General features: G+C 72.1%; 19 protein-coding genes and 1 tRNA gene. 12 read left to right on the top strand and 8 right to left on the bottom strand.

Going from position 1 to position 22878, the window contains the following annotated elements:
- Window positions 1-218 precede the first annotated feature (218 nt).
- Genes ACGH52_RS16725 through ACGH52_RS16715 form a run of 3 tightly spaced genes read left to right on the top strand, consistent with a single transcriptional unit; the run spans window position 219 to window position 2878 of the window.
- Window positions 219-1007, top strand: a complete 789-nt coding sequence (locus ACGH52_RS16725; RefSeq protein WP_399940230.1) for a hypothetical protein — start codon at window positions 219-221, stop codon at window positions 1005-1007.
- A gap of 27 nt (window positions 1008-1034) precedes the next feature.
- Window positions 1035-2189, top strand: a complete 1155-nt coding sequence (locus ACGH52_RS16720; protein ID WP_399940227.1) for a sensor histidine kinase — start codon at window positions 1035-1037, stop codon at window positions 2187-2189.
- Window positions 2186-2878, top strand: a complete 693-nt coding sequence (locus tag ACGH52_RS16715) for a response regulator (RefSeq protein WP_399940224.1) — start codon at window positions 2186-2188, stop codon at window positions 2876-2878. The genes ACGH52_RS16720 and ACGH52_RS16715 overlap by 4 nt, the downstream gene beginning before the upstream one ends.
- Window positions 2879-3024: 146 nt before the next feature.
- On the opposite strand, the gene ACGH52_RS16710 is transcribed toward ACGH52_RS16715, so the two are convergent.
- The 3 genes from ACGH52_RS16710 to ACGH52_RS16700 all read right to left on the bottom strand — a co-directional run bounded on the left by ACGH52_RS16710 (window position 3025) and on the right by ACGH52_RS16700 (window position 6236).
- A tRNA-Arg gene (locus ACGH52_RS16710) sits at window positions 3025-3097 on the bottom strand.
- A 69-nt stretch (window positions 3098-3166) separates the two neighbouring features.
- Window positions 3167-4813: an IclR family transcriptional regulator C-terminal domain-containing protein gene (locus tag ACGH52_RS16705; RefSeq protein ID WP_399940221.1), complete on the bottom strand. Its 1647-nt coding sequence runs from the start codon at window positions 4811-4813 to the stop codon at window positions 3167-3169.
- 124 nt (window positions 4814-4937) lie between these two features.
- Complete coding sequence (locus ACGH52_RS16700; protein WP_399940218.1) at window positions 4938-6236, bottom strand: M6 family metalloprotease domain-containing protein; 1299 nt, start codon at window positions 6234-6236, stop codon at window positions 4938-4940.
- Window positions 6237-6545: 309 nt separating this feature from the next.
- On the opposite strand from ACGH52_RS16700, the gene ACGH52_RS16695 reads away from it, so the two are divergent.
- On the top strand, window positions 6546-7199 hold the full coding sequence (locus tag ACGH52_RS16695) for a TetR/AcrR family transcriptional regulator (RefSeq protein ID WP_193777425.1): 654 nt from the start codon (window positions 6546-6548) through the stop codon (window positions 7197-7199).
- Window positions 7200-7403: 204 nt separating this feature from the next.
- Window positions 7404-8951: an MFS transporter gene (locus ACGH52_RS16690; protein WP_399940215.1), complete on the top strand. Its 1548-nt coding sequence runs from the start codon at window positions 7404-7406 to the stop codon at window positions 8949-8951.
- Between the two features lie 107 nt (window positions 8952-9058).
- On the opposite strand, the gene ACGH52_RS16685 is transcribed toward ACGH52_RS16690, so the two are convergent.
- Window positions 9059-9550, bottom strand: coding sequence for a MarR family winged helix-turn-helix transcriptional regulator (locus ACGH52_RS16685; RefSeq protein WP_059301275.1), 492 nt, complete (start codon window positions 9548-9550; stop codon window positions 9059-9061).
- A 98-nt stretch (window positions 9551-9648) separates the two neighbouring features.
- Here ACGH52_RS16685 and ACGH52_RS16680 point away from each other — a divergent pair, with 98 nt between their 5' ends.
- The gene (locus tag ACGH52_RS16680; RefSeq protein ID WP_210973945.1) at window positions 9649-10431 is read left to right on the top strand and encodes a dioxygenase; all 783 of its coding nucleotides are present in this window, start codon (window positions 9649-9651) and stop codon (window positions 10429-10431) included.
- A 67-nt stretch (window positions 10432-10498) separates the two neighbouring features.
- Here ACGH52_RS16680 and ACGH52_RS16675 read toward each other — a convergent pair whose 3' ends face one another.
- Window positions 10499-11017, bottom strand: a complete 519-nt coding sequence (locus ACGH52_RS16675) for a GNAT family N-acetyltransferase (protein ID WP_399940211.1) — start codon at window positions 11015-11017, stop codon at window positions 10499-10501.
- 213 nt (window positions 11018-11230) lie between these two features.
- Here ACGH52_RS16675 and ACGH52_RS16670 point away from each other — a divergent pair, with 213 nt between their 5' ends.
- Both ACGH52_RS16670 and ACGH52_RS16665 read left to right on the top strand, forming a co-directional pair.
- The gene (locus tag ACGH52_RS16670) at window positions 11231-12229 is read left to right on the top strand and encodes an RNA polymerase sigma factor RpoD/SigA (protein ID WP_030190975.1); all 999 of its coding nucleotides are present in this window, start codon (window positions 11231-11233) and stop codon (window positions 12227-12229) included.
- A gap of 418 nt (window positions 12230-12647) precedes the next feature.
- A complete protein-coding gene (locus ACGH52_RS16665) occupies window positions 12648-13346 on the top strand; it encodes a TetR/AcrR family transcriptional regulator (RefSeq protein WP_399940208.1) in 699 nt (232 codons plus the stop codon).
- A gap of 377 nt (window positions 13347-13723) precedes the next feature.
- Here the strand turns inward: ACGH52_RS16665 and ACGH52_RS16660 are convergent, their stop codons facing one another.
- On the bottom strand, window positions 13724-14695 hold the full coding sequence (locus ACGH52_RS16660) for a YafY family protein (RefSeq protein WP_121700585.1): 972 nt from the start codon (window positions 14693-14695) through the stop codon (window positions 13724-13726).
- A 62-nt stretch (window positions 14696-14757) separates the two neighbouring features.
- On the opposite strand from ACGH52_RS16660, the gene ACGH52_RS16655 reads away from it, so the two are divergent.
- The 4 genes from ACGH52_RS16655 (at window position 14758) to ACGH52_RS16640 (ending at window position 20501) form a co-directional block, all read left to right on the top strand.
- Window positions 14758-16293 (top strand): MFS transporter, encoded by a 1536-nt coding sequence (locus ACGH52_RS16655; protein ID WP_121700584.1) that lies wholly within the window; start codon window positions 14758-14760, stop codon window positions 16291-16293.
- A gap of 220 nt (window positions 16294-16513) precedes the next feature.
- On the top strand, window positions 16514-17275 hold the full coding sequence (locus tag ACGH52_RS16650; RefSeq protein ID WP_121700583.1) for a DeoR/GlpR family DNA-binding transcription regulator: 762 nt from the start codon (window positions 16514-16516) through the stop codon (window positions 17273-17275).
- Entirely contained in the window at window positions 17272-18219 is a 948-nt protein-coding gene (gene pfkB, locus ACGH52_RS16645; protein WP_399940203.1) for a 1-phosphofructokinase, read from the top strand. The genes ACGH52_RS16650 and pfkB overlap by 4 nt, the downstream gene beginning before the upstream one ends.
- 137 nt (window positions 18220-18356) lie before the next feature.
- Entirely contained in the window at window positions 18357-20501 is a 2145-nt protein-coding gene (locus tag ACGH52_RS16640) for a fructose-specific PTS transporter subunit EIIC (protein WP_399940200.1), read from the top strand.
- A 69-nt stretch (window positions 20502-20570) separates the two neighbouring features.
- Here the strand turns inward: ACGH52_RS16640 and ACGH52_RS16635 are convergent, their stop codons facing one another.
- On the bottom strand, window positions 20571-21320 hold the full coding sequence (locus ACGH52_RS16635; protein ID WP_210973940.1) for a DUF6227 family protein: 750 nt from the start codon (window positions 21318-21320) through the stop codon (window positions 20571-20573).
- Between the two features lie 168 nt (window positions 21321-21488).
- Window positions 21489-22712 carry an Ig-like domain-containing protein gene (locus tag ACGH52_RS16630; protein ID WP_121700538.1) on the bottom strand — a complete coding sequence of 408 codons (1224 nt, stop codon included), beginning with the start codon at window positions 22710-22712 and terminating at the stop codon, window positions 21489-21491.
- Window positions 22713-22878 lie beyond the last annotated feature (166 nt).

Raw genomic sequence — 22878 nt, 5'->3', positions numbered from 1 at the left:
CCCACCGTGAGAACACAGCAGGTGGAGGCACCGACCGAGGCGCACATTCCGGAAATGTGTTCCGCAAAGAGGCCTTCCTGGCATGGCGTCAGTTGCTCGCGCGGCGGGCTGAAAGAGGTGCCTGTTCGGTGACCCGAAAGGTCATACCCAGGTCTGGCCCCACAGTTCAGCTCCTGGTCCGACGCCCTGCAGGGGACGGCGAAGGCATCGTCGACAGCATGACGAACCCGACGCCGTCCATGGCCACCCCGATCACACCGGCCGGCGCCCGACTGCGTGGCGCGCTGCCTGTGGAGCGGTGGGAGGCCACCGGCTTCCCCGGACGTTGGGTGGGCGGCACTGCCATGGTGCTCGGCCCCCTCCTGATGCTGACCGGCGCATTGCTGCGCGCCCGCTTCCACTTCTTCTTCCCCGACCAACTCGCCGCGTACGAGCGGCACCCCACTCTGATGGCCACCGCATACGGCCTCTTTGCGGCGGGCAGTCTGCTGCTCTGGCCCGCTGTGGCGGTGTTGGCCGCACGGATCGGAGTGCGGAGTGCCGGCTGGGGCCTGTGGGGCGGGGTCCTGGTGATGTTCGGTCTGTTCGCCCGCACCTTCCACGCGGGGGTGGACCATCTGGCCTTTCAGCTGGTGCGTTCCCAAGGGGTCGGGCCCGCCACCGAAGCGGTCTCCGCCGGCTACGGTGCCTTCCACGTCTTCACCACGCTGAACCTCGCCATCCTCGCCGGGTGGCCTGTCCTTGCCCTCGGTGCCTGGCGCACCCGGGTGCTCGGCCCGGCCCGCGCCGCCGCACTCGGTCTCACCGCGGCACTGCCCCTCGGGGTGCTCAAGGGGACCACCCCGCTGTCGCTGGTGGCCTTGGCCGGACTGTGCGCCGCACTGGTGCCGCTGGGCCTGGCCCTGCTGGGTGAAGAGCCCCGCCCCAGCCGGGCAGCGGTGTTGCGCTGGATGCCGCTGACCCTGGTGACTCTTGGGCTGATGGTGCTGCTGGGACAGGCCGGTTGAGTGCACACGTCCAAGTACGGTCGAACCATGAAGCCCAAGCGGCAGCGCCATCTCTACGCCTTTGACCTCGGCGCGGCTCTGGCCCTGACCGCCGTGTACATCGGCTTCGCCCGGCTGACTGCCGACGATGGCCAGCCCGTCTACACAGGACCGTTCTGGCTCGGCTGTCTGATCGCGGCCATGGTCGGACTGCCGGTCGCAGTACGCCGCCGATGGCCGCTCGCGGTCCTGGTCGTCGTACTGGCCGCCCTGGCCGTGGCATCGCTCCTCGACATACCCCGTGAGCCATACGCCGCCGCCGGGCTTGCGGCTTATCTCGTCGGACTGGCCGAGCCCACCCGCCGGTCCGTGCCCGCACTCGCGGTGACGATGCCCGTGGCGTGCGGTGCTGTCTACCTGGGGGAAGCGGTGGTCACTCCCGCCGAGGACTGGCGGGGAGCCGCAGGGGTGGCTGGGCTCGTGCTCCTGGTGATCGGCGGGGCCTGGGGCATGGGGTTCACCGTGCGCGCCCGCCGAGCCGAGGCCGCCAGGGAACAGCGGCGCCGGTCGGAGCGCGCACTGGACGAGGAACGTCTGCGGATCGCCCGCGAACTGCACGACATCGTCTCGCACAATCTCAGCCTGATCGCCGTCAAGGCGGGCGTCGCCGGGCATGTGGCGGAGGCCGACCCGCGGGAGGCACGGGCTGCCCTCAAGGTCATCGAGGAGACCAGCCGTTCCGCGCTGGCCGAGATGCGGCGCACGCTCGGTGTGCTGCGCACCGAGGGCGCGCCCCTGGGACCCGTACCGGGTCTCGACCGACTCGACCTGCTTGCCGAGGAGGCACACCGGGCGGGGGTGGACGTCGATCTGACGGTGCACGCCGTGGAGGGCCTGGCCCAGGGGGCACAGTTGACCATCTACCGGATCGTCCAGGAGGCCATCACCAACGTGGTCCGGCACGCGGCCCCGACCCGCTGCCAGGTGACAGTCGAGGTGGACACGCGAGAGGTCCGCATCGACATCATGGACGAGGGGCCGCCGTCCGCACTCAGACAGTCGGTCCACGGACTCCCGGGCGGGCACGGCCTTTTGGGGATGCGGGAGCGCGCGATGATGTACGGCGGCAGCTTCGAGGCGGGCCCCCGGCCGGAGGGTGGCTTCGCGGTGTCTGTCCGTCTGCCGGCTGAAGGGACCCAATGACCACGGCCGACGTGACCCCCGTGCGGGTATTGATCGCCGACGACCAGGCAATGGTGCGCGGCAGCTTCCGGGTTCTCGTCGATCACACTCCCGGTATGACGGCCGTGGGCGAGGCCGCGAACGGAGCGGAAGCCGTCGAACTCGCCCGCCGCGAACGGCCGGACGTCGTGCTGATGGACATACGCATGCCGGACCTCGACGGCATCGAGGCGACCCGGCAGATCTGCTCCGACCCGGCCCTGCCCGGCGTCCGTGTCCTCATCCTCACCACCTTCGATCTGGACGAGTACGTCTACGCCGCCCTGCGCGGCGGCGCCGCAGGCTTCCTGCTCAAGGACACCCCGCCGCCCGAGGTCCTCACCGCCATCAGCGTCGTCGCCTCGGGCGAGGCGCTGCTCGCTCCCTCGGTGACCCGCCGCCTGATCGCGGAGTTCGCCCGCCGTCCGGAGCCTGCGCGGCCGCCCAGCCGCTCGCTGGACGGGATCACCGACCGGGAGTTGGAAGTGCTCGGCCTGATCGCGCGGGGGTTGTCCAACACAGAAATCGCCGAACATCTCCACCTGAGCCTGGCCACGGTCAAGACCCACATCGGACGCCTGCTCACCAAGCTGCGTGCGCGCGACCGTGCCCAGCTTGTCATCGTCGCCTACGAGACCGGGCTGGTGGGCGACCGCCGACGTGAAGCGTGAGGCGCACGGGACCCGCGTCGGACCGACGCACCCTGCAGGAGAGCCGCGTCACAGTTACCCACCGACGCACACCTCATGCGTGCTGCAAGCCCCGGAAGCCCTGTCGTCAACCAGGACGGCAGGGCCTCTGACCAGGTATTCCTCTGTGCCCCCGGCAGGATTCGAACCTGCGACACCCGCTTTAGGAGAGCGGTGCTCTATCCCCTGAGCTACGAAGGCGTGCCGTCGCTGGGCGCGGCGGTGACAACAGGTTAGCGGATCGGGGGCCGGGGTGAGCGTCGGGCAGGGTCAGGTCGGGGGGACGTGGAGGAAGCGGCCCGCCACCGACAGGTCCGCCTCGATGTGGGTGGCCGTGAGGGAGAGGGCCGGGAGGATTTCCGTGAGGCAGGCCGTGGTCGTGCGGCGGGACGCGTGCAGCGCGACGTTCAGGGCCGCCACCACCCGCCCCGTGCGGTCGCGGACCGGGACCGCGATGGAGCGCAGGCCGGCCTCCAGCTCCTCGTCGACCAGGGCGTAACCCTGGGTCCGGGCTTCGGGGAGGGCGAGCAGGACGTGGCCCAGGGCCGTCGCCCGGGCCGGGAGACGGGTGCCGACCGTGACGCGGGCGCTCAGGACGCGGGTCGTGGACGCCCGGGCCGTGTACTGGATCTCCTCGCCCGATTCCGACAGGACGGCCAGCGACGCCGACTCGTGGACGCGGTCGGCGAGAGCGGTCAGGTGGGGCTGGGCGATCTCGGGGAGTGAGGTGCGGGAGAGGGGTGGGAAGCCGAGGGAAAGGACCCGGGGGGTGAGGGTGAAGGTGTGGTCGGGGGCAGGGGTCAGCAGGCCCGCGTGGCCGAGGGTGATGAGTGCGCGGCGGGCGGTCGCGCGGGCCAGGCCGGTCGCCTGCGCGACCTGGGTCAGGGTCAGCGCGGAGCGGCCCTCGCCGAAGGCGGTCAGTACGGTCAGGCCGCGGGCGAGGGACTCCACGAACTCCCTGCCCAGTTCCTGTTTCGACGCGCCGGTCCAGGTGGCCAGGCCCGCCCGGGGTGGCCCCGGCTCCGGGGGCGGGGCGGTGCGCAGGTCCTCCTCCATCGCCGCGACCGCCGCGCGCAGGCGGGGGAGCAGGGCCGTCCGCAGGTCCGGTGCCGTGTGGCGGCTGGTGTGGCTCACCACGCTCGCCACGCAGGCCACCCGGCCGGTGCCGGGGTCCCGTACGGGGACCGAGAGCGCCACCAGGCCCGGTTCGATCAGCTGGTCGTCCAGTGCGTGGTCGTCCGCCGCCGCCTTCGCCGTACGGAGGGTGAAGTCCTCGTCGGGGGTGCGGTGTTCGCGGGGTGGTACGGCGGGGAAGGTGCGGCCCGCCGGGTCCGCGGCCCGGCGTTCTCGCCAGTGCTGCCAGTCGGGATCCGTCCACTGCGTGGCGAAGAGGGGCCCGGGGGCGGTGCGTTCGGCCGGGAGCAGGTCGCCGATGCGGAAGCTCAGGGACATGGCGCGGCGGCGGGTGGCCTGGTGGATGAAGCGGATGCCGTCCCGGTCGCCGACCGCCAACGACACCGACTCGTCCAGTTCGTCGGCCAGGGCGTCGGCGCGGGCGGAGAGCAGGGCGGGGAGGCGGAGGGCGGCCAGATAGGCGTTGCCCAGTTCCATCAGGCGGGGGGCGAGCGTCACGTCGCGGCCGTCCAGGCGGACGTATCCCATGCGGGCGAGGGTCGCGGTGAGGCGGTCGACCGTGGAGCGGGCCAGGCCCGTGGTCTTCTCCAGGGCGCTGAGGCTCAGGGTGCCGTCGTGCGCCTCGGTCAGGCGGCGGAGTACGGCGATGCCGCGGAGGAGTGGGGTGACCGCCTCGGCCGGTGCGACCGCTTCGGCCGAGGCGACCGCTTCGGCCGGTACGGCCGTCTCCGCCGCGGCGGCAGCCCCGTCGCGGGAAGCGTCGTGGGTGGTGTGGGCGGGCATCGGCTCTCCGGTACGGCGATCACGGCAGGCGCCTACGGTAGCCCGACACCGCCCCGAGCATCCCGACCCCGCTCGGTGCCCTCGGCGCCATCAGTGCCCCGGGCGGGCACCTTCGCCCCGGTGGTCACCTACGGGTGACGCGCACCCGGACGTCTCCCCGTCCGTCCTTCTCCGACACCTTGATCGTGACGCCCTTGCGCGGGTCCTTGAAGGTCTCGCCCGAGGTGAAGGCGGCGTCCGAGAGTTCGGCGTGGACGTTGGGGCTGCGGGTGCAGCCGCCGCTGTCGCGCCGGGAGTCGTAGACCCGTACCGGGCCCATGCCGGTGTCGACGTCCGCGTCGACCTTGTAGATCAGCACGCCGGGCCGGCACACCGTCTCGTCGTTGCCCTCGCGGGTGCGCAGCTCGACCGCGTAGCCGGAGGTGCCGCTCAGCGGGAGGACGACCAGCTTGTCGCCGCCCCTGCGGGCCAGCGGCGTCAGCGTGTACTCGGTCGTGCCCGGCGCGGACGCGCAGTGCACCTGGGACGGGTCGAGCCAGCCCAGCTTCCACTTGTGCCAGCCGAGGAGGTCGTTGTTGGCGCCCCAGTCCTCGCTCATGATGTCCCAGTGGCCGACGGCTCCTCCGCCCTCCTGGGTGTAGAGGTCCGGGAGGCCGAAGACGTGGCCGTTCTCGTGGGGGAGTACGCGGTAGCCGGTCGCGTCGTAGGAGCCGGAGCCGTCGTCCTGGCGGGAGTAGACGAAGGAGGCGTTGGCCACCGGGACGCCGTCGGCGACCGGGGCCTCCTGGTTCCCGGCGAAGGTCACGGACAGGACCGTGTCCAGGGCGGAGGGGCCGGCGTTCGGGGTGACCAGGACGTTCAGGAGGTCGTAGGAACGGAAGTCGACCTTTGGGTCGGCCGCCGCGACCAGGTCCTGGACCAGTTTGCGGTAGCCGGGTTCGAAGGGGGCGCCGCGCTCTATGCCGTACTCCGCGAAGGACTTGGGCATCCGGAGCCAGTCCCGGATCGGGGTTTCGGGGTGGTAGTCGAGGCGGCCGTAACTGCTGGTGCGGAACCACTCCTCGGTCTGCGGGAAGAACTCCGCGTACCGGTCGAGCGCCTTGCCCTCGCCGGGCGCGTCCGAGAAGTCGACCATCAGGTTGAGGGCGCGGACGGTGCCGGTCGAGCGGGCGTATCCGGTGGAGGTCGGCACGCCCTCGGACATCTGGATCTCGGCGCCGCCGCTGATCATGCAGGGGCCGTGCACGGAGGAGCGGGAGAGGCTGGCGGGGCCGGAGCCCGCGGTCGAGGTGCCGGGTGCGAGCCGGCCGGTGCCGGCCGAGGTGCTGAGCGCGAGGGTCAGGACGGTGACGGTCCCGGCCGCGGCCAGTCTGCGCGGGCGTATGCGTCGGCTCGGCGGCTGCGCCTGCGGCGGCGGCTGCATGCGGACCTCCCCGGCCACGGCAGCCGCCCGGCATCGGCTGCACCCTTGCGCTCACCCTGTGCCGAGGGGTGGGCGGGCGCGCGCTGGAGCGGCCGATCGTGGGTTTCTCGCCGGTAGCCGCCGACCGGGGGACGGCCGGTATCCCGATGTGACTCAGGTCACATGAAAGTTCTTCGGGAGCGGGAAATAACCGGGGATCGTTTCCCCGTTTAGACCTGTGTCCGAGCGAAACGGGGAAACGATCCCCGGATCGTGAACCCAGTCGTCACATCCGTGACAGACACCCTCACAGACACCGAGGAGTACGCCGTGCAGACCGCGATTCCCGATCAGCGCAAGGTGGCCCGGCCCCGCGCCGATGCTCTGCGCAACCGGGAGCGGATCGTCCTCGCCGCCCGGGAGATGTTCGTCGAGCACGGGCCGGACGTGCCCCTCGACGAGGTCGCCCGCCGGGCCGGCGTCGGCAACGCCACGGTGTACCGCAACTTCCCCGACCGTGACGCCCTCGTCCGCGAGGTCGTCTGCTCGGTCATGGACCGTACGGCACGAGCGGCCGAGCTGGCCCTCGCGGAGACCGGTGACGCGTTCGAGGCGCTGGAGCGCTTCGTGCACGCCTCCGCCGACGAGCGGATCAGCGCGCTGTGCCCGATGATGGCCAGCACCTTCGACCAGCACCACCCCGACCTGGAGGCGGCCCGCGGACGGATCGAGCGACTCGTCGCCGAGGTCATGGACCGGGCGAAGGCGGCCGGTCAGCTCCGCGACGACGTGGGCGTGGGCGATCTGATGATCGCCGCGGCCCAGCTCAGCCGGCCCCCGGCCGGTACGGGGTGCGTGAGCGCCGACCGGTTCGTCCATCGCCATCTGCAGCTGTTCCTGGACGGGCTGCGGGCTCCCGCCCGCTCCGTACTTCCGGGTGCGGCCGTGACGATGGAGGATCTGCGCCGGCCCTGCGACCAGTAGTTCAGCGACCAGTAGTTCAGCCAGTTCCGCTGGTTCCACCTCCACCAATTCCAGACCCACGAGTCACACCAGTCCCACCCGTCACACCAGTTCCGTCACCGAGGCCGAGTCGTCAGCGACGTCGCTGACAGCGGGCCGTCGGCGTGGGATCAGTCGTCCCTTTTCTCATCTTTTTCCGTCACGAAGTCCGAAGTGGGTATCCCCATGTCTCAAGCAGCCGTCAAGGCCTCCGGCGTCGCCGACGCCCCGGACGCCGGTCGCTGGAAAGCGCTGGTCTTCATCGCGCTCGCCCAGCTGATGGTGGTCCTCGACGCCACCATCGTGAACATCGCCCTTCCCTCCGCGCAGCAGGACCTCGGCATCTCCGACGGCAACCGGCAGTGGGTCGTCACGGCCTACGCCCTCGCCTTCGGCGGTCTGCTGCTGTTCGGCGGCCGGATAGCCGACCTGTGGGGCCGCAAGCGCACCTTCGTCACCGGTCTGGCCGGCTTCGCCGTCGCCTCCGCGCTCGGCGGCGCCGCCACCAACGAGGCGATGATGTTCGGCTCCCGCGCCCTCCAGGGCGTCTTCGGAGCCCTGCTCGCGCCCGCCGCGCTCTCCCTGCTCGCCGTGATGTTCACGGACGCCAAGGAGCGCGCCAAGGCCTTCGGCATCTACGGTGCGATCGCCGGTGGTGGTGGCGCCGTGGGTCTGATCCTCGGCGGTTTCCTCACCGAGTACCTGAACTGGCGCTGGACGTTCTTCGTCAACATCCCGTTCGCCATCGTGGCCGCGGCCGGCGCGTACTTCGTCATCCGTGAGCCCAAGGGCGGCCGCAACCGCTCGCCGCTCGACATCCCCGGCGTGATCCTGTCCACCCTCGGTCTGGTCGCGCTCGTCTACGGCTTCACCCGCGCCGAGTCCAGCGGCTGGAGCGACGCCCTGACGGTCGGCATGTTCGTCGGCTCGGCCGTGCTGCTGCTGGCCTTCGTGCTCGTCGAGTCCCGGGTGAAGGCCCCGCTGCTGCCGCTGCGCGTGATCACCGAGCGCAACCGGGGCGGGATCTACCTCTCGCTGGGTCTGGCCATCATCGCGATGTTCGGCCTGTTCCTCTTCCTGACCTACTACCTGCAGATCGTGAAGGGCTACACGCCGGTGAAGACCGGCTTCGCCTTCCTGCCGATGATCGCGGGCATGATCACGGGCTCCACCCAGATCGGTACGCGCCTGATGACGCGGGTCGCGCCCCGGCTGCTGATGGGCCCCGGGTTCCTGGTCGCCGCCCTCGGCATGCTGTTCCTCACCCAGCTGGAGGTCGACACCTCCTACGCCGGTGTGCTGCTGCCCGGCATGCTCCTGCTCGGTCTCGGCATGGGTACGGCGTTCATGCCGGCCATGTCCCTGGCCACCATGGGTGTGGAGCCGCGGGACTCGGGTGTCGCCTCCGCGATGGTCAACACCTCGCAGCAGGTGGGCGGTGCGATCGGTACGGCGCTGCTGAACACGATCGCCGCCTCGGCCACCACGTCCTACATCGCCGACCACATCGGCGGCGCGTCCTCCCGCTCCCAGCAGCAGCTGGTCCAGCTGGAGGGTCAGGTGCAGGGCTACACCAGCGCGATCTGGTTCGCCGTCGGCATCCTGGTCGTGGCGGCCGCGATCGCCCTGACCTTCGTCAACGCCGGGCGGCCGGGCAGCGGCAACGCCGTCGCCAGTTCCGGCGCGGGCGACGAGGCCGAGGACGAGCTGCGGGTGCCGGTCGTCGCCCACTGACGCCTCACCCGGCACCCGGTACCCGCTCGGGCCCCTGTTCCACCCGTGCGTACGGGGAGGGGACGCCCCGCACGCACGGTTCCCCCGGACCTGCCCCGGCCGCGCGCTCAGCGCAGCCAGGGCAGGTCCGCACCCGCTTCGCTCGGCTGAAGTCCCTCGGCGACGATCCGCATGATCTCGCCGAGGGACTTCTGCTGTTCGGGGGTGAGCCGGTCGAAGACCGCCTGGCGTACGGCGTTCACATGGCCCGGGGCGGTCCGGCGCAGCACCTCGTACCCCTCGTCCGTGAGGATGGCGAACTGGCCGCGCTTGTCGGAGGGGCAGTCCTCGCGGCGGACCCAGCCGTTCTTCTCCAGGCGGGCCACCGCGTGCGAGAGCCGGGAGCGGGTGATCTTCGCGTACTTGGCCAGCTCCGTCATCCGCAGCCGCCGGCGCGGTGACTCGGCCAGCTTCACCAGCAGGCCGTAGTAGACGTGCGGCATGCCCGCGTCGCGCTGGAGCTGCCGGTCGAGGTGGTCCTCGAGGAGGGTGGCGGCCTCGATGTAGGAGCGCCAGACCAGCTGCTCCTCGCCGGTGAGCCAACGGGGTTCGTCGTTCATGGGACCCACTGTACGAAACGACTTCTTGAATATTAAACAAAGCGGGGGTAGATTGACGACAAGTAAAGATTGAGAGTTCAAGTATTGGAGTAGTGGCCATGACCGCCGCCCTGGAGCGCATGCCCGCCGTCTACCTCAGCCACGGCGCCCCGCCCCTGGCCGACGACCCCGTCTGGCCCGGCGAACTGGCCGCGTGGGCCGCGGACCTGCCGCGTCCGAAGGCGGTCCTCGTCGTCTCCGCCCACTGGGAGGAGGCCCCGCTCGCCCTCGGCGCGACCCGGACCGTCCCCCTTGTCTACGACTTCTGGGGCTTCCCGGAGCACTACTACCAGGTGCGCTACGCGGCGCCCGGCGCACCCGCGCTCGCCGAGTCCGTACGCAAACTGCTGCGCGCCCCCGGCACGCCCGTGCAGGACGTCCCCGACCGGGGCCTCGACCACGGCGCCTACGTCCCGCTGGTGGAGATGTACCCGGGCGCCGACATCCCGGTGCTCCAGGTCTCCATGCCGACCCTCGACCCGGCACGGCTCATGGAGATCGGTCGCAGGCTCGCGCCGCTGCGCGACGAGGGCGTGCTGATCATCGGCTCCGGGTTCTTCACCCACAACCTTGCCGCTCTGCGCCAGGGCGGCATCCCCTCCTGGTCCGCGGAGTTCGACGACTGGGGGCGGCGCGCACTGGAGGGCGGGGACGTGGACGGGCTGCTCGACTTCGCCCACAAGTCCCCGGCGGGGCGGCTCGCCCACCCGCGCACCGAACACTTCGCCCCCCTGTTCGTGACCATGGGCGCGGCGGACGCGGCCGGTGAGCTGGACTCGCGGCGGTCGGTGATCGACGGGTTCTGGATGGGGCTGGCGAAGCGGTCGGTGCAGTTCGGCTGAGCGCGGGCGGCGGTCAGGGGCGAGGGGGCGAGCGGAGAGGTGGCGCCCCGGTGCGGTGGCAGGTGGGCTACAGCGGCTTCTCGTACCAGGCCACGTCCCAGTACCGCCCGAACTTGCGGCCCACCTCCCGGAAGGTGCCCACGGGCCGGAAGCCGAAGCGTGCGTGCAGCCGGGCGGACGCCTCGTTGGGCTGGGCGATGCCCGCGTAGGCGCGGTGGAGGTCCTCGCCGGCCAGGGCCTCGAAGAGGGATGTGTACAGGAGCGAGCCGATGCCGCGGCCGCCGGCGTCCGGGGCCACGTAGACGGTGGTCTCCACGGAGGTCGCGTAGGCGGGCTTCGCGCGATAAGGGCTGGATGTGGCGTACCCCAGAATCTCCTGTGAGTCCGCGTCCGTGGCAACCCTCAGCCGGTACGGGCCGTCTTCAGGGTGGGAGAGCAGCCAGGGGCGGCGCTCCTCCGGGGTGAACGGTTCGGTGTCGAACGTGATGGGCGTCTCACGTACGTAGTGGTTGTAGAGGGCGGTGAGGGCCTTGAGATCGTCCTCGACTCCCGGTCTGACCTGGACCTCCGCGGTTCCCGATGACATCGCCCCTCCTCCTGTGGCGGCACAGGGTACTGCATGATCAGAAAAATTGAGGGGCGGGTTGGGAATTCTGTCCGGATTCCAGTCGTTGTTTCCATCGGATGCAGGGCACCCGAGGAGAGTCCCGAGAGGGGCTGGAGACAACGGAGACAACCCCGCAAGGCGCCCGCGCGTCCACCGGACCACCCGCTGAACCACCATCGCAAGGGAGCACGCATGGCAACCCGTGCCGTCGCCCGTCGTAAGTCCGCCACCGGCGAGACCTCCGGCTCGGCAACCAGCGTCCGCGCGAACGGCGGCGAGCTCGCCGACCGCGATCTGGTCGGCATGTACCTCGACGAGATCGCCCGGACACCGCTGCTCGACGCCGCCAAGGAGGTCGAGCTGTCCCAGACCATCGAGGCGGGTGTGTTCGCGCGGCAGGTCCTCGAAGGGTACGAGGAGACCGGGGCGGACGCCACCCGCGAGGAGCTCCAGGCTTTGATCGACGAGGGCGAGCGGGCGAAGGACGTCTTCATCCGTTCCAACCTCCGCCTGGTCGTCGCGGTCGCCCGCCGCTACCCGCGCAGCGGTCTGCCGCTCCTCGACCTGATCCAGGAGGGCAACGCCGGTCTGGTCCGCGCCGTCGAGAAGTTCGACTACCGCAAGGGCTTCAAGTTCTCGACGTACGCGACCTGGTGGATCCGGCAGGCCATCACCCGTTCCATCGCCGACCAGTCGCGCACCATCCGGCTGCCCGTCCACCTGGTGGAGGAGCTGGGCCGGATCCGGCGCGTGCAGCGCGAGTTCAACCGGGAGCACGGCCGCGAGCCGGAGCCCGCCGAGATCGCGGCCGAGCTGGGCTCGACGCCGGAGCGCGTCACCGACGTGCTCGACTGGGCCCGCGACCCGGTCTCGCTGAACATGTCGGTGGACGACGAGGGCGAGACCCAGTTCGGCGACCTGCTGGAGGACACCTCGGCCGTGTCGCCCGAGCAGTCGGTGCTGACCCTGCTGCGCAGCGAGGAACTGGACGACCTCATCGGCCGCCTCGACCCGCGCACGGCCTCCATCATCAAGATGCGGTACGGCATCGACGACGGCCGCGAGCGCACGCTGACCGAGGTCGGCAAGGAGCACGGCCTCACCCGTGAGCGCATCCGCCAGATCGAGAAGCACGCGCTGCTGGAGCTGAAGAAGCTGGCCCGCGACACCGGCTTCGAGGCGGCCGCGTAACGCGGACTGGGCGACGTTCGGCCGTGCGGCCCGGACGCCGCGTGACGCGGGGGCGTGACGTGGCGGATGGGGCGTACGCCGGTGGTCGAACCCCGCGCGAAGATGGCTGTACAACGCTGCTTCAACTGGCGGGGGCCGGGAACAAGACGTTCGGGCCCCTCGGCCGGGAAACCGCAATCGCACCGCAGCACACTGGACCACGTCCCGACGCACTCCCCCCGGCGCCGGGACTTCCCGAGCCGGGCTCGGCGCCCCTCCCCCCCCGGGTGCCGCAGCCCGGCTCCTCTTCTTGTGTTCTCTCGCGAGAACGGGGCCGGCCGGGAGCCGGGGCACAGCGCGGAGGCGGGCCACCCCGAACCTGAACCCCGGGGTGGCCCGCCGGATGGCAGATTCTGCCACAGCGGCATAGCCTGCCGAAGTGAGCAGCACCGTTCCAGTAGTTCCCGACCCCGGACCGGGACCGGCCGAGCCGGTCTCCCTGACCGAGCGGCGCAAGGCCGAGACCCGGATGGAGATCGCCCGCGCGGCGGCCCGCCTCTTCGTCGGCCAGGGCCTGCGGGCCACCCGGGCCGAGGACATCGCCAGGGCGGCGGGTGTCGCCCCGCGCACCTTCTACCGCTACTTCGCCGCCAAGGAGGAGGCGGTCGCCCCGCTGTACGCCCTGGGCGCCGAGCGCTGGGTACGGGCGGTGCGCGACGCCCCGGCCGAACTGTCCCCGCCCGCGGCCCTGGAACACGCCGCGCGGCACACGCTGACCCCGGGCGCCGGTGTGTCGGCGCCTTCCTGGGAGGGGGCCCGCACCCTCATCCGCCTGGCCGAGAGCAGTCCGGCACTGCGCAAGGTGTGGGCGGAGGTGTGCCACTCCACGGAGCGGTGGCTGGTGGAGGCGCTGGCCACGCGACTGTCCGGGGGCGACGACAACGTTGCCGCGCGGCTGGCCGCTTCCCCCCGGCTGCACTTCGCGGCCGCGGTGGCGGGCGCGGCCGTACGCGTCGCGGCGGAGCACTGGGCGGCGTCGTCCTCCCAGGAGACCCGCAGCCCCCTGGAACTGGCGCTGCGGAACCTGGAGGTGCTGCGGGAGTTCCCCTGGGGGGACGGTGCCTCGGAACAGGGGTGAGGTCTGGGCGGCGGGCGCCGGCTGGGCGCCCCGGGCGTTCGACCGCGAGCCCCGGGCGGCCACCGGCTGAGTGCCGGGCTGCCATCGACTGAGCCCCGGGCGGCCCGTGCCGCTGGCCGGCGAGTCCGCGCGGCTCGTCCTGCGGACGGTCTTGTCCCCAACGCGGGTCGGCCGGTTCCCGCCGCGGTGGTCGTGCCGGTCGGCCGGTTCCCGCTGCGGCGGGGGTGGTCCTCGTGCTGGTCGGCGAGTCCTCGCCGCCGGTTTGCCGGTTCCCGCCGCGGTGGTCGTGCCGGTCGGCCGGTTCCCGTACCGGTGGTGCCGGTCCTCGTGCTGGTCGGTGGGTCCCCAGGACAGGTGGTGCCGGAGCCCGCCGCCAATCAGTCGGCCCCCGCCGCCCGGCCCAGTCGGGCGCCCAGCTCGCGTACGCAGTCCACCAGTTCTGCCGGTTCGCGGACGCGGAACTCCAGGCCGGTCGTCGCCAGGCGGGCCGCGATCCACTCCACCGAGCCGGACACGGTGGCCCGCACCACGCACGACGCGCCGCCCGCCACCGCCTCCGGCGTGCCCAGCCAGTGGGGCAGCCGCGAGGCGACGGTCTCGGCCGGTGCGTGGAAGGCGACCGCGATCTCGTAGGAGTCGTTGCGGCGCTGCATCGAGTGCCGCAGGTATTCGGCCGCGTCCCCGGTCGGCAGCTCCCGCGGAGCGAACCGCGCCCCCGTGGCGAAGGGCTCGCTCACCCGGTCGACCCGGAAGGTCCGCCAGTCGTCCCGGTCGAGGTCGTAGGCGACCAGGTACCAGCGCCGCCCCGTCGACACCAGCCGGTACGGCTCCGTCACGCGCCGCGTCTCGCTGCCGTCCGCCGCGCGGTAGGCGAACCGCAGCCGCTCGTGCCCGGCCACCGTCGAGGCCATCACGGTCAGCGTCTCGGGCGCGATGCTCGGCCCGTCCCCGCTGGTCAGCGGCGTGGTCGCGGACTGGAGCGTGGTGACCCGGTGCCGCAGCCGGGACGGCAGCACCTGCTCCAGCTTGGCCAGGGCCCGCACCGACGCCTCGTCCAGGCCCGCGACCGCGTGGCCCGCGCCCGCCCGCAGCCCGACCGCGATGGCCACCGCCTCCTCGTCGTCGAGGACGAGCGGCGGCATCGCCTTGCCCGCCACCAGCCGGTAGCCACCGTCGGTGCCCATCGTCGCCTGGACCGGGTAGCCCAGTTCCCGCAGGCGGTCGATGTCCCGCCGGACCGTGCGCCGGGAGACGCCGAGCCGGTCCGCCAGCTCGCCGCCGGGCCATTCACGGGGCGTCTGCAGGAGCGAGAGGAGCGTCAGCAGCCGGGCCGGGGTGTCTGTCGTCATGTGTTCGAGGATGCCGCAGATCTAGGACACGATCCGACCTATTGGTCTCCTAAGTTCCTTCCATGACCTTCAAGCAGACCCCGGACGCGGCTCCCGTTCCGCCCGTCCCGCCCGCCGTTTCCGCCGCGGGCGACCGACGTCGCTGGTTCGCCCTCGCGATCGTGATGACCGCGGCGTTCATGGACCTGGTGGACGTCACCATCGTCAACATCGCCATCCCCTCCATCCAGAAGGACGAGGGCGCCACCTTCAGCCAGATCCAGTGGATCACCGCCGGTTACGCGCTCGCCTTCGCGGCCGGCCTGATCACCGGCGGACGGCTCGGTGACATCCACGGCCGCAAGCGGGTCTTCCTCGTCGGCATCGGCGGCTTCACCGTGGCCTCGGCGCTGTGCGGCCTCGCCGCCAACCCGGAGATGCTGGTCGCCTCCCGCATCCTCCAGGGCGGCATGGCGGCGCTGATGGTGCCGCAGGTCCTGTCGATCGTGCACGCCACCTTCCCGGCGCACGAACGCGGCAAGGTCTTCGGGCTGTTCGGCGCGATCGTCGGACTCGGTGCCGTCTCCGGCCCGCTGCTGGGCGCCCTGCTCACCGAGTGGAACCTCTTCGGGCTCGAATGGCGGCCCATCTTCCTCATCAACCTGCCGGTCGGCATCGCGGGCCTCGTCCTCGGCCACCGCTTCATCACGGAGTCGAAGGCGCCGCGCGCCCTCCGGCTCGACCTGGTCGGGGTCGCGCTGGTCACCCTCGGGCTGCTGATGCTGATCTACCCGCTCACCCGGGGCGAGGAACTGGGCTGGCCGCTGTGGGGCTACCTCTCCATGGCCGGGTCGGTCGTGGTCCTCGCGGTCCTGGTCGCCTACGAGCGGCGCAAGAGCGCGCGGGACGGCTCGCCGCTGGTGGAGCTGTCGCTGTTCAAGGTGAAAAGCTTCGCGGCCGGGATCGCCGTACAGACCGTCTTCGGGATCGGGCTCGGAGTCTTCTTCCTGGTGTGGACGCTGTACATGCAGGTGGGCCTCGGCTGGAGCCCGCTGCGGGCCGGGCTGACCGGCGTGCCGTTCTCCATCGCCGTGTCCACGGCCGCCGGGATCTCGGTGCAGAAGCTGGTCCCGCGCTTCGGGCGCAAGGTGCTCCAGGCGGGCGCGCTGGTGATGGCCGCCGGAGTGCTCCTCTACGTCTGGGAGTCCGGGCGCTACGGGCTCGCCATCACGCCCTGGCAGATGGCGCTGCCGCTGGCCGTGATGGGGATCGGCATGGGCCTGATCGTCGCGCCGCTGACCGACGCGGTGCTCTCCCAGGTGCCGCGCGAGCACGCCGGGGCGGCGTCGGGGCTCATCAACACCGTGCAGCAGATGGGCAACGCGCTCGGACTCGGGCTGGTGTCGGTGGTCTTCTTCGGCACGATGAGCGATCACCTCACCCCCGCCCGCCTCGGCCCCGCCTACGTGGACGCCTTCCAGAACGCGCTGGGATGGGTGGCCGCGGTGATGGCCGTCATCTTCCTGCTGATGTTCGCGCTGCCCAGGCGGCCGGCCCAGCACGTGGAAGGGGGCGGGGCGCAGGACCCGACGGAGGAGAAGGAGCCCGCGCTGGTCTGAGACCGCGGCAGGGAGAGGCACCGAGGGGGCGGGTCCGGCACACAGATGCCGGACCCGCCCCTCACTCGTCGTAGCACCGATCGACACCGGCCCCACCCACAGATGCCCGTTCATGTCTGATTGGGTCCGAACGTTTCCGCTTGCTGTTTACATCCCGGAAAACCGGGCGTAGCCTCCGAGAGAAACCACAGGTTCGGGCACGGGTCGGAGGTGAACGGTCATGTACGCACCGGAGCGGCAGCAGGAGATCCTCCGGCTCGCCCGGGACGGCGGCCGGGTGGACGTGGTGTCGCTGGCCGAGGAGTTCCAGGTGACGGCGGAGACCATCCGCCGCGACCTCAAGGCGCTCGACCGCGCCGGTCTGCTCCGCCGGGTGCACGGCGGCGCGATCCCGGCCGGGCGGCTCGACTTCGAACCGGACCTCGCCGAGCGCGAGTCCACGGCCGCCGACGAGAAGGACCGCATCGCCAGGGCGGCCCTCGCGGAACTGCCGGCCGAGGGCACGCTGATCCTCGACGCCGGTAGCACGGTGGCCCGCATGGCCGCGGCGATCCCGCCGGAGGCCTCGCTGACCGTGGTCACCCACAGTCTGCCCATCGCCGCCCGCCTCGCCGACCACCCCGGCATCCAGCTCCACCTGGTCGGAGGGCGGGTGCGCAACCGTACGCGCGCCGCCGTGGACGCCTGGGCGCTGCGCGCGTACGGCGAGATCCGCGCCGACGTGGCCGTGGTGGCGGCCAACGGCTTCTCCGTGGAGCACGGTCTGACCACCCCCGACCTCGCCGAGGCCGCCGTCAAGCGGGCCGCCCTGACCGCCGCCCGGCGCGTGGTGCTGCTCGCCGACTCCTCCAAGTACGCCCAGGAGCACTTCGCCCGCTTCGGCGCCCTGAGCGACGTGGACCTGCTGATCACCGACAACGGACTGACCCCCGAGGACGCGGGCGACATCGAGCGCGCCGGCACGGAAGTAGTACGCGCATGATCCTGACCGTCACCCCCAATCCGTCGCTGGACCGCACCTACGAGGTGCCCTCCCTCGGCCGCGGCGAGGTCGTCCGCGCCACCGGCGAGCGGGTCGACCCCGGCGGCAAGGGCGTGAACGTCTCGCGCGCGGTGACCGCCGCCGGGCAGCGCACCGTGGCGGTGCTGCCGCTGGGCGGGGCCCCGGGCGCACTCGTCGCCGAGCTGCTCGACGCGCAGGGCATCGAGGTCGCGCCGGTGCCGATCACCGGACCCACCCGTTCCAACATCGCGCTCGCCGAGGCCGACGGCGTCCTGACCAAGATCAACGCCCCGGGCCCCGAACTCACCCCCGCCGAACGGGAACTGCTCCTGGACACCGTACGGCGGCAGTCGCCCGGCGCGGACTGGATCGCCTGCTGCGGCAGCCTGCCCCGCGGACTCGCCCCGTCCTGGTACGCCGACCTGGTCGCCCGGGCACACGCCGCCGGTGTCCGCATCGCCCTGGACACCTCCGGACCGGCCCTGCTGCGGGCCCTGCGCGAGCGGCCCGACGTGGTCAAGCCGAACGCCGAGGAGCTGGCCGAGGCCGTCGGGCGTCCGCTGGCCACGGTCGGCGACGCGGTGAAGGCCGCCGAGGAACTGCGGGAGCTGGGCGCCGGTTCCGTGCTCGCCAGCCTCGGCGCCGACGGGCAGCTGCTCGTGGACGACGCGGGCACCTGGTTCGGCACCGCCCGCGTGGACGCCGTCCGCAGCAACGTCGGCGCCGGGGACTCCTCCCTCGCCGGTTTCCTCGTCGCCGGCGGGACGGGCCCCGGCGCCCTCGCCGCCGCCGTCGCGCACGGCGCCGCCGCCGTCCAGCTGCCCGGCAGCGTGATGCCGACGCCGCACGACCTGGACCCGGCCGCCGTGACGGTCACGGCCGAGGTGCCCGTGAACCGCGTACTGAAGGAGCCGGTGTCATGAACTCCGGACCCCTTCCCGGCCCCTCCCACGGTTCTCCCCCCGGGGCCGCCCCCGACCCCCACCGCTGTGCCCCCGTCCCCCCCCGCCCCCGCCCCTCACCCCACGTTCCGGGCGATACGCGAGCTAAGGAGCCCGCGATGAGCGACATGATCACCGCGGACCTGGTCGACCTCGACCTGTCCGCCGACACCAAGGAAGCGGCGGCGCGCGCCTTCGCCGAGCGGATGGTGGCCCTGGGCCGGGTGACCGACCTGGAGGGCTTCCTCGCCGATGTGGCCGCCCGCGAGGCGCAGATGCCGACCGGCCTCGACGGCGGCATCGGCATCCCGCACTGCCGCAGCGAGCACGTCACCGAGCCGACGCTGGCCTTCGGGCGCAGCGCGGCCGGAGTCGACTTCGGGGCGGCGGACGGCCCGGCCGACCTGATCTTCCTGATCGCCGCTCCGGCGGGCGCCGACGACGCCCACCTGACGATCCTCTCCTCGCTGGCCCGGCAGTTGATGAACGCCGAGTTCACCGCGGCGCTGCGCTCGGCGGGCGACGCTGCGGCCGCCGCCGCGCTGATCCGAGGGGAGGAACCGGCACCGGCCGGGCCCACCGACACCGCCGAGGAGCCCGCGGACACCGCGGACACCGCGGACATGGCGGCCACCGCAGACCTCACGGACACCGGGGCGGCCCCGGCGGCGGCCTCCGCCGGGACCGCCCCGGGCAGCACCGGCAGCACCGGCCAGGAGCCTGGCGGGCCCGACCGCCCGTTCCGGATCGTCGCCGTCACCTCCTGCCCCACCGGCATCGCGCACACCTACATGGCGGCCGAGTCGCTGGAGAACGCGGGCCGCGAGGAGGGCGTCGAGGTCGTCGTCGAGACCCAGGGCTCTGCCGGGTTCACCCGGCTCGACCCGGCGGTGATCGCGGCGGCGGACGGTGTGATCCTCGCCCACGACGTGGCCGTGCGGGAGAAGGACCGCTTCGCCGGGAAGCCCACCGTCGACACCGGCGTCAAGGCCGCCATCAACCGGCCCGGCGAGCTGATCGGCGAGGTCCGCGACAAGGCCGCCCGCGGCGAGGTGACGGCGGTCGCCACCGGCGGCCGGGGCGGGGACGGCGGCGCGACGCCCGTCGAGCGCGGCGGCGAGTCCGGCGAGGGCTACGGCGCCAAGCTCCGCAAGTGGCTGATGTCCGGCGTCAGTTACATGGTCCCCTTCGTCGCGGCGGGCGGTCTGCTGATCGCCCTGGGCTTCGCGATCGGCGGCTACGAGATCAACAAGGCGCCCTCCGTGATGGACCACTTCGCGTGGACCCAGGCGGACAGCTGGGCGGCGCTGCTGTTCCAGATCGGCGGCGTGGCCTTCGCCTTCCTCGTCCCGGTGCTGGCCGGCTACATCGCCTACGGCATGGCCGACCGGCCGGGCCTGGTGCCCGGCTTCGTCGGCGGCTCGATCGCGCTGACCATCAACGCCGGTTTCCTCGGCGGTCTCGCGGCCGGTCTGATCTCCGGCGCGGTGGTGCTGGCGATCCAGCGGGTACCGATACCGAAGGCGCTGCGCGGCATCATGCCGGTGGTGGTGATCCCGCTCGTCTCGGCGGCGGTCGTCGGGTTCCTGATGTTCGTCGTGATCGGCAAGCCCATCGCGTCCGCGCAGTCCGGGATGACCGACTGGCTGAACGGACTCTCCGGCGCCAACGCCGTCCTGCTCGGCGCGCTGCTCGGCCTGATGATGTGCTTCGACCTCGGCGGCCCGGTCAACAAGGTCGCCTACACCTTCGCCACCGCGGGCATCGCGGTCGCCAGCCCCAGCGACTCCGCGATGAAGATCATGGCGGCGGTGATGGCGGCCGGCATGGTCCCGCCGCTGGCGATGGCCCTGGCCACCACGGTGCGCGGCCGGCTCTTCAACGCCGCCGAGCGCGAGAACGGCAAGGCCGCCTGGGTCCTGGGCGCCTCCTTCATCTCCGAGGGCGCCATCCCGTTCGCCGCGGCCGACCCGCTGCGCGTCATCCCGTCCTCGATGGTGGGCGGCGCGGTCACCGGCGCCCTCTCGATGGCCTTCGGCGCGACGCTGCGGGCCCCGCACGGCGGCATCTTCGTGGTCCCGCTGATCGGCAATCCGCTGCTCTACCTGGTCGCCATCGCGGCCGGAGTCTGCGTCACCACGGCCCTGGTAATCGTCCTCAAGGGGCTGCGCAAGCCGGTGACGGGCCCCTCGGCCCAGGGACCCGGCGGGGGCACGGACCCGTCGGCCCCGACCCCGGGGGCCACGCAGCCGGTGGCCGCGTAACGGGCCGGACGGGAGCGGCGGCCGGACAGGAGCGGGAGCGGGAGCGGGGGCCGGGCGGGAGGGGGCGCGCTACGGGGAGACCTGCGCCGCGCGCCGCTCCATCGCCCGGCGGGCCGCGTCCTCGCTGTCGTACACCTCGCACATGTGGCGCCCGTCCGGCGTGGCCGTGTGCTCGACCTCCCACAGGGAGACCTCGGCGCCGTCGCGCAGCAGGAACGCGTGCTCGTAGAGGGAGAAGCCGATCCGGGCGCGGCCCTTGCGGCCGGGGCCGCCGAAGGCCTGGGAGATCTGGTGCCCGCACGCCGTGGACAGCCGGTCGGCGAGGTCGGCGTCGGGCCGGTCCCCGTTCTCCGCTCGGCGCAGCAGCCGACGGGCGTGGTCCGCGGAGGCCTCGGGGACGTAGGCGTGGCGCGGGGTGGGCACGGGCGACAGCTGCACCTGCACCGGCAGCTCGAACTCCGGGGTGTCGGGCGGCAGGGCCAGCCGGGAGCCGGCGGCCCGCAGCTCCTCCTCGTCCACGTACACCTCGTGCTGCGGCTCGCTGCCCGGGGCGGTGTTGTGGACCAGCTCCCAGAGCGTGAGCGCCGAGCCGTCGGCGAGCAGCCAGGTGTGCCGGTACGTCTCGCGGTGCAGCCCCGCGCTGTGGTGCGCGGAGTGCAGCGAACCGTCGTGCGCCAGCGCGCAGTCCAGTCGCCGCAGGGTCTCGTCGGGCAGCTCGAATGAGTTCAGGGCACGTCCGAGCAGCCGCATGAGATGCTCCTCCGGAGACTCGGGCGACTCGGGTGGTTCGTACGCTGCCGTCTCGTACGGAACGCTCAAGGTTTCTCCCGGCGTTGCTGCATGTCACCTTGTGGGTGCATACCGTAGCCCCTCGGTCGGACATCATGTCCGGGAACCGAGAAAACGTACGCACGGAAAACGCCGGGGCCGCGCGAAAAGTTCCCGCGCGGCCCGACGAACCGTCAAAATCCCCTGCTCACAGCCCGATCAGGCAGTGCTTTGGGCGGTCCACTCGCTCCAGGGCATGTTCCAGCCGTTGAGGCCGTTGTCCGGCGCGATCGTGTCGTCCGGGGAGTTCTTGACGATGACGACGTCCCCGATGAGCGAGTTGTCGAAGAACCACTTGCCCGGGGTGTCGCCCTGCGCGCCCTGCGCGTCCGCCAGACCGACACAGCCGTGGCTGGTGCCCTGGGCGCCGAAGGGCGGATTGCCGCGGTTGTACCAGTAGTTGCCGTGGATGAAGGTGCCGGACTGGCTCAGCCGCATCGCGTGGGGCACGTCCGGGATGTCGTACTCGCCGCCGAACCCGACCGTCGACCCGTTCATGCGCGTCTGCTCGGACTTCTCCGAGATCACCATCTGCCCGTTGTACGTCGGGTTCGCGGCGCTGCCCGCCGAGATCGGCACCGACTTGAGCGTCTTGCCGTCGCGCACCACCGTCATGGTCTGCGTGTTCGCGTCCACCGTGGAGACCTGCGCGCGGCCCACGGTGAAGGTGACGGTCTTCTTCTGCACGCCGTAGAGGCCGTTCGCGCCCTCCACCCCGTCCAGGTCGATCTTCATCGTGACCTTGGAACCGGCCTTCCAGTACTCCTGCGGCCGGAAGTCGAGCCGCTGCCCGCCGAACCAGTGCCCGACCACCTCCTGCCCACTGCTGGAGGTGACCTTGATGTGCGACTGCACGCTCTTCCGGTCGGTGATCGCCTTGTCGAAGGTGAACGACACCGGCATCCCCACCCCGACCGTGCTGCCGCTGTCCGGGGTGTACGTGCCGACGAAGCTGTTGTCCGGCGAGACGGTCGTGAAGACCGAGTCGGCGGCGGCCGTGCGGCCGTTGTCGTCCTTGGCCCGGGCCGTGATCCGGTACTTCGTGCCCCGCTCCAGCTGCTCCTTCGGCTTCCAGCTGCCGCCGTCGCCGGACACCGCGCCCGGTACGGCGGCACCCGTCTCCGCGACGGTCATCCGCACCTCGGTCAGCCTGCCGTCGCTGACCTTCACACCGGTCGAGTTGATCGATGCGCCGGTCGACCCGTCCTCGGCCGAGATCACCAGCTTCGCGACCGAGGTGTCGGCGGACCCGGCGCCACCCTTGCCGTCCTTCTTGTCGTCGGCACTGGCGCTTCCGCCGCAGGCGGTGAGGGTGAGGGCGCCGACCACGAGGGCGGCACAGGCCCCCAGTACGCGCCGCGTGGCTATGTCCGGCGTTGTCACGGGCTGCTCCAGGTTCGGATGGTGTGCGGTGTTCGCTTCAGCCGTGTAGAGGTGCCCGGGGGCCCGTGGGGTTCCCACCGGCCGCCCGGAACGCCGTCACGTGACAAAACCCGGACAATCGCAACGCGACCGAGTCAACTGCCCCTGGTCACACCTGCGTACACCG

Source organism: Streptomyces sp. BBFR25 (genome assembly GCF_044590125.1).
GTDB classification, from domain to species: domain Bacteria; phylum Actinomycetota; class Actinomycetes; order Streptomycetales; family Streptomycetaceae; genus Streptomyces; species Streptomyces canus_D.
The sequence above is the reverse complement of the archived record's forward strand: the minus strand, read 5'-3'. Positions and strand labels throughout refer to the sequence as shown.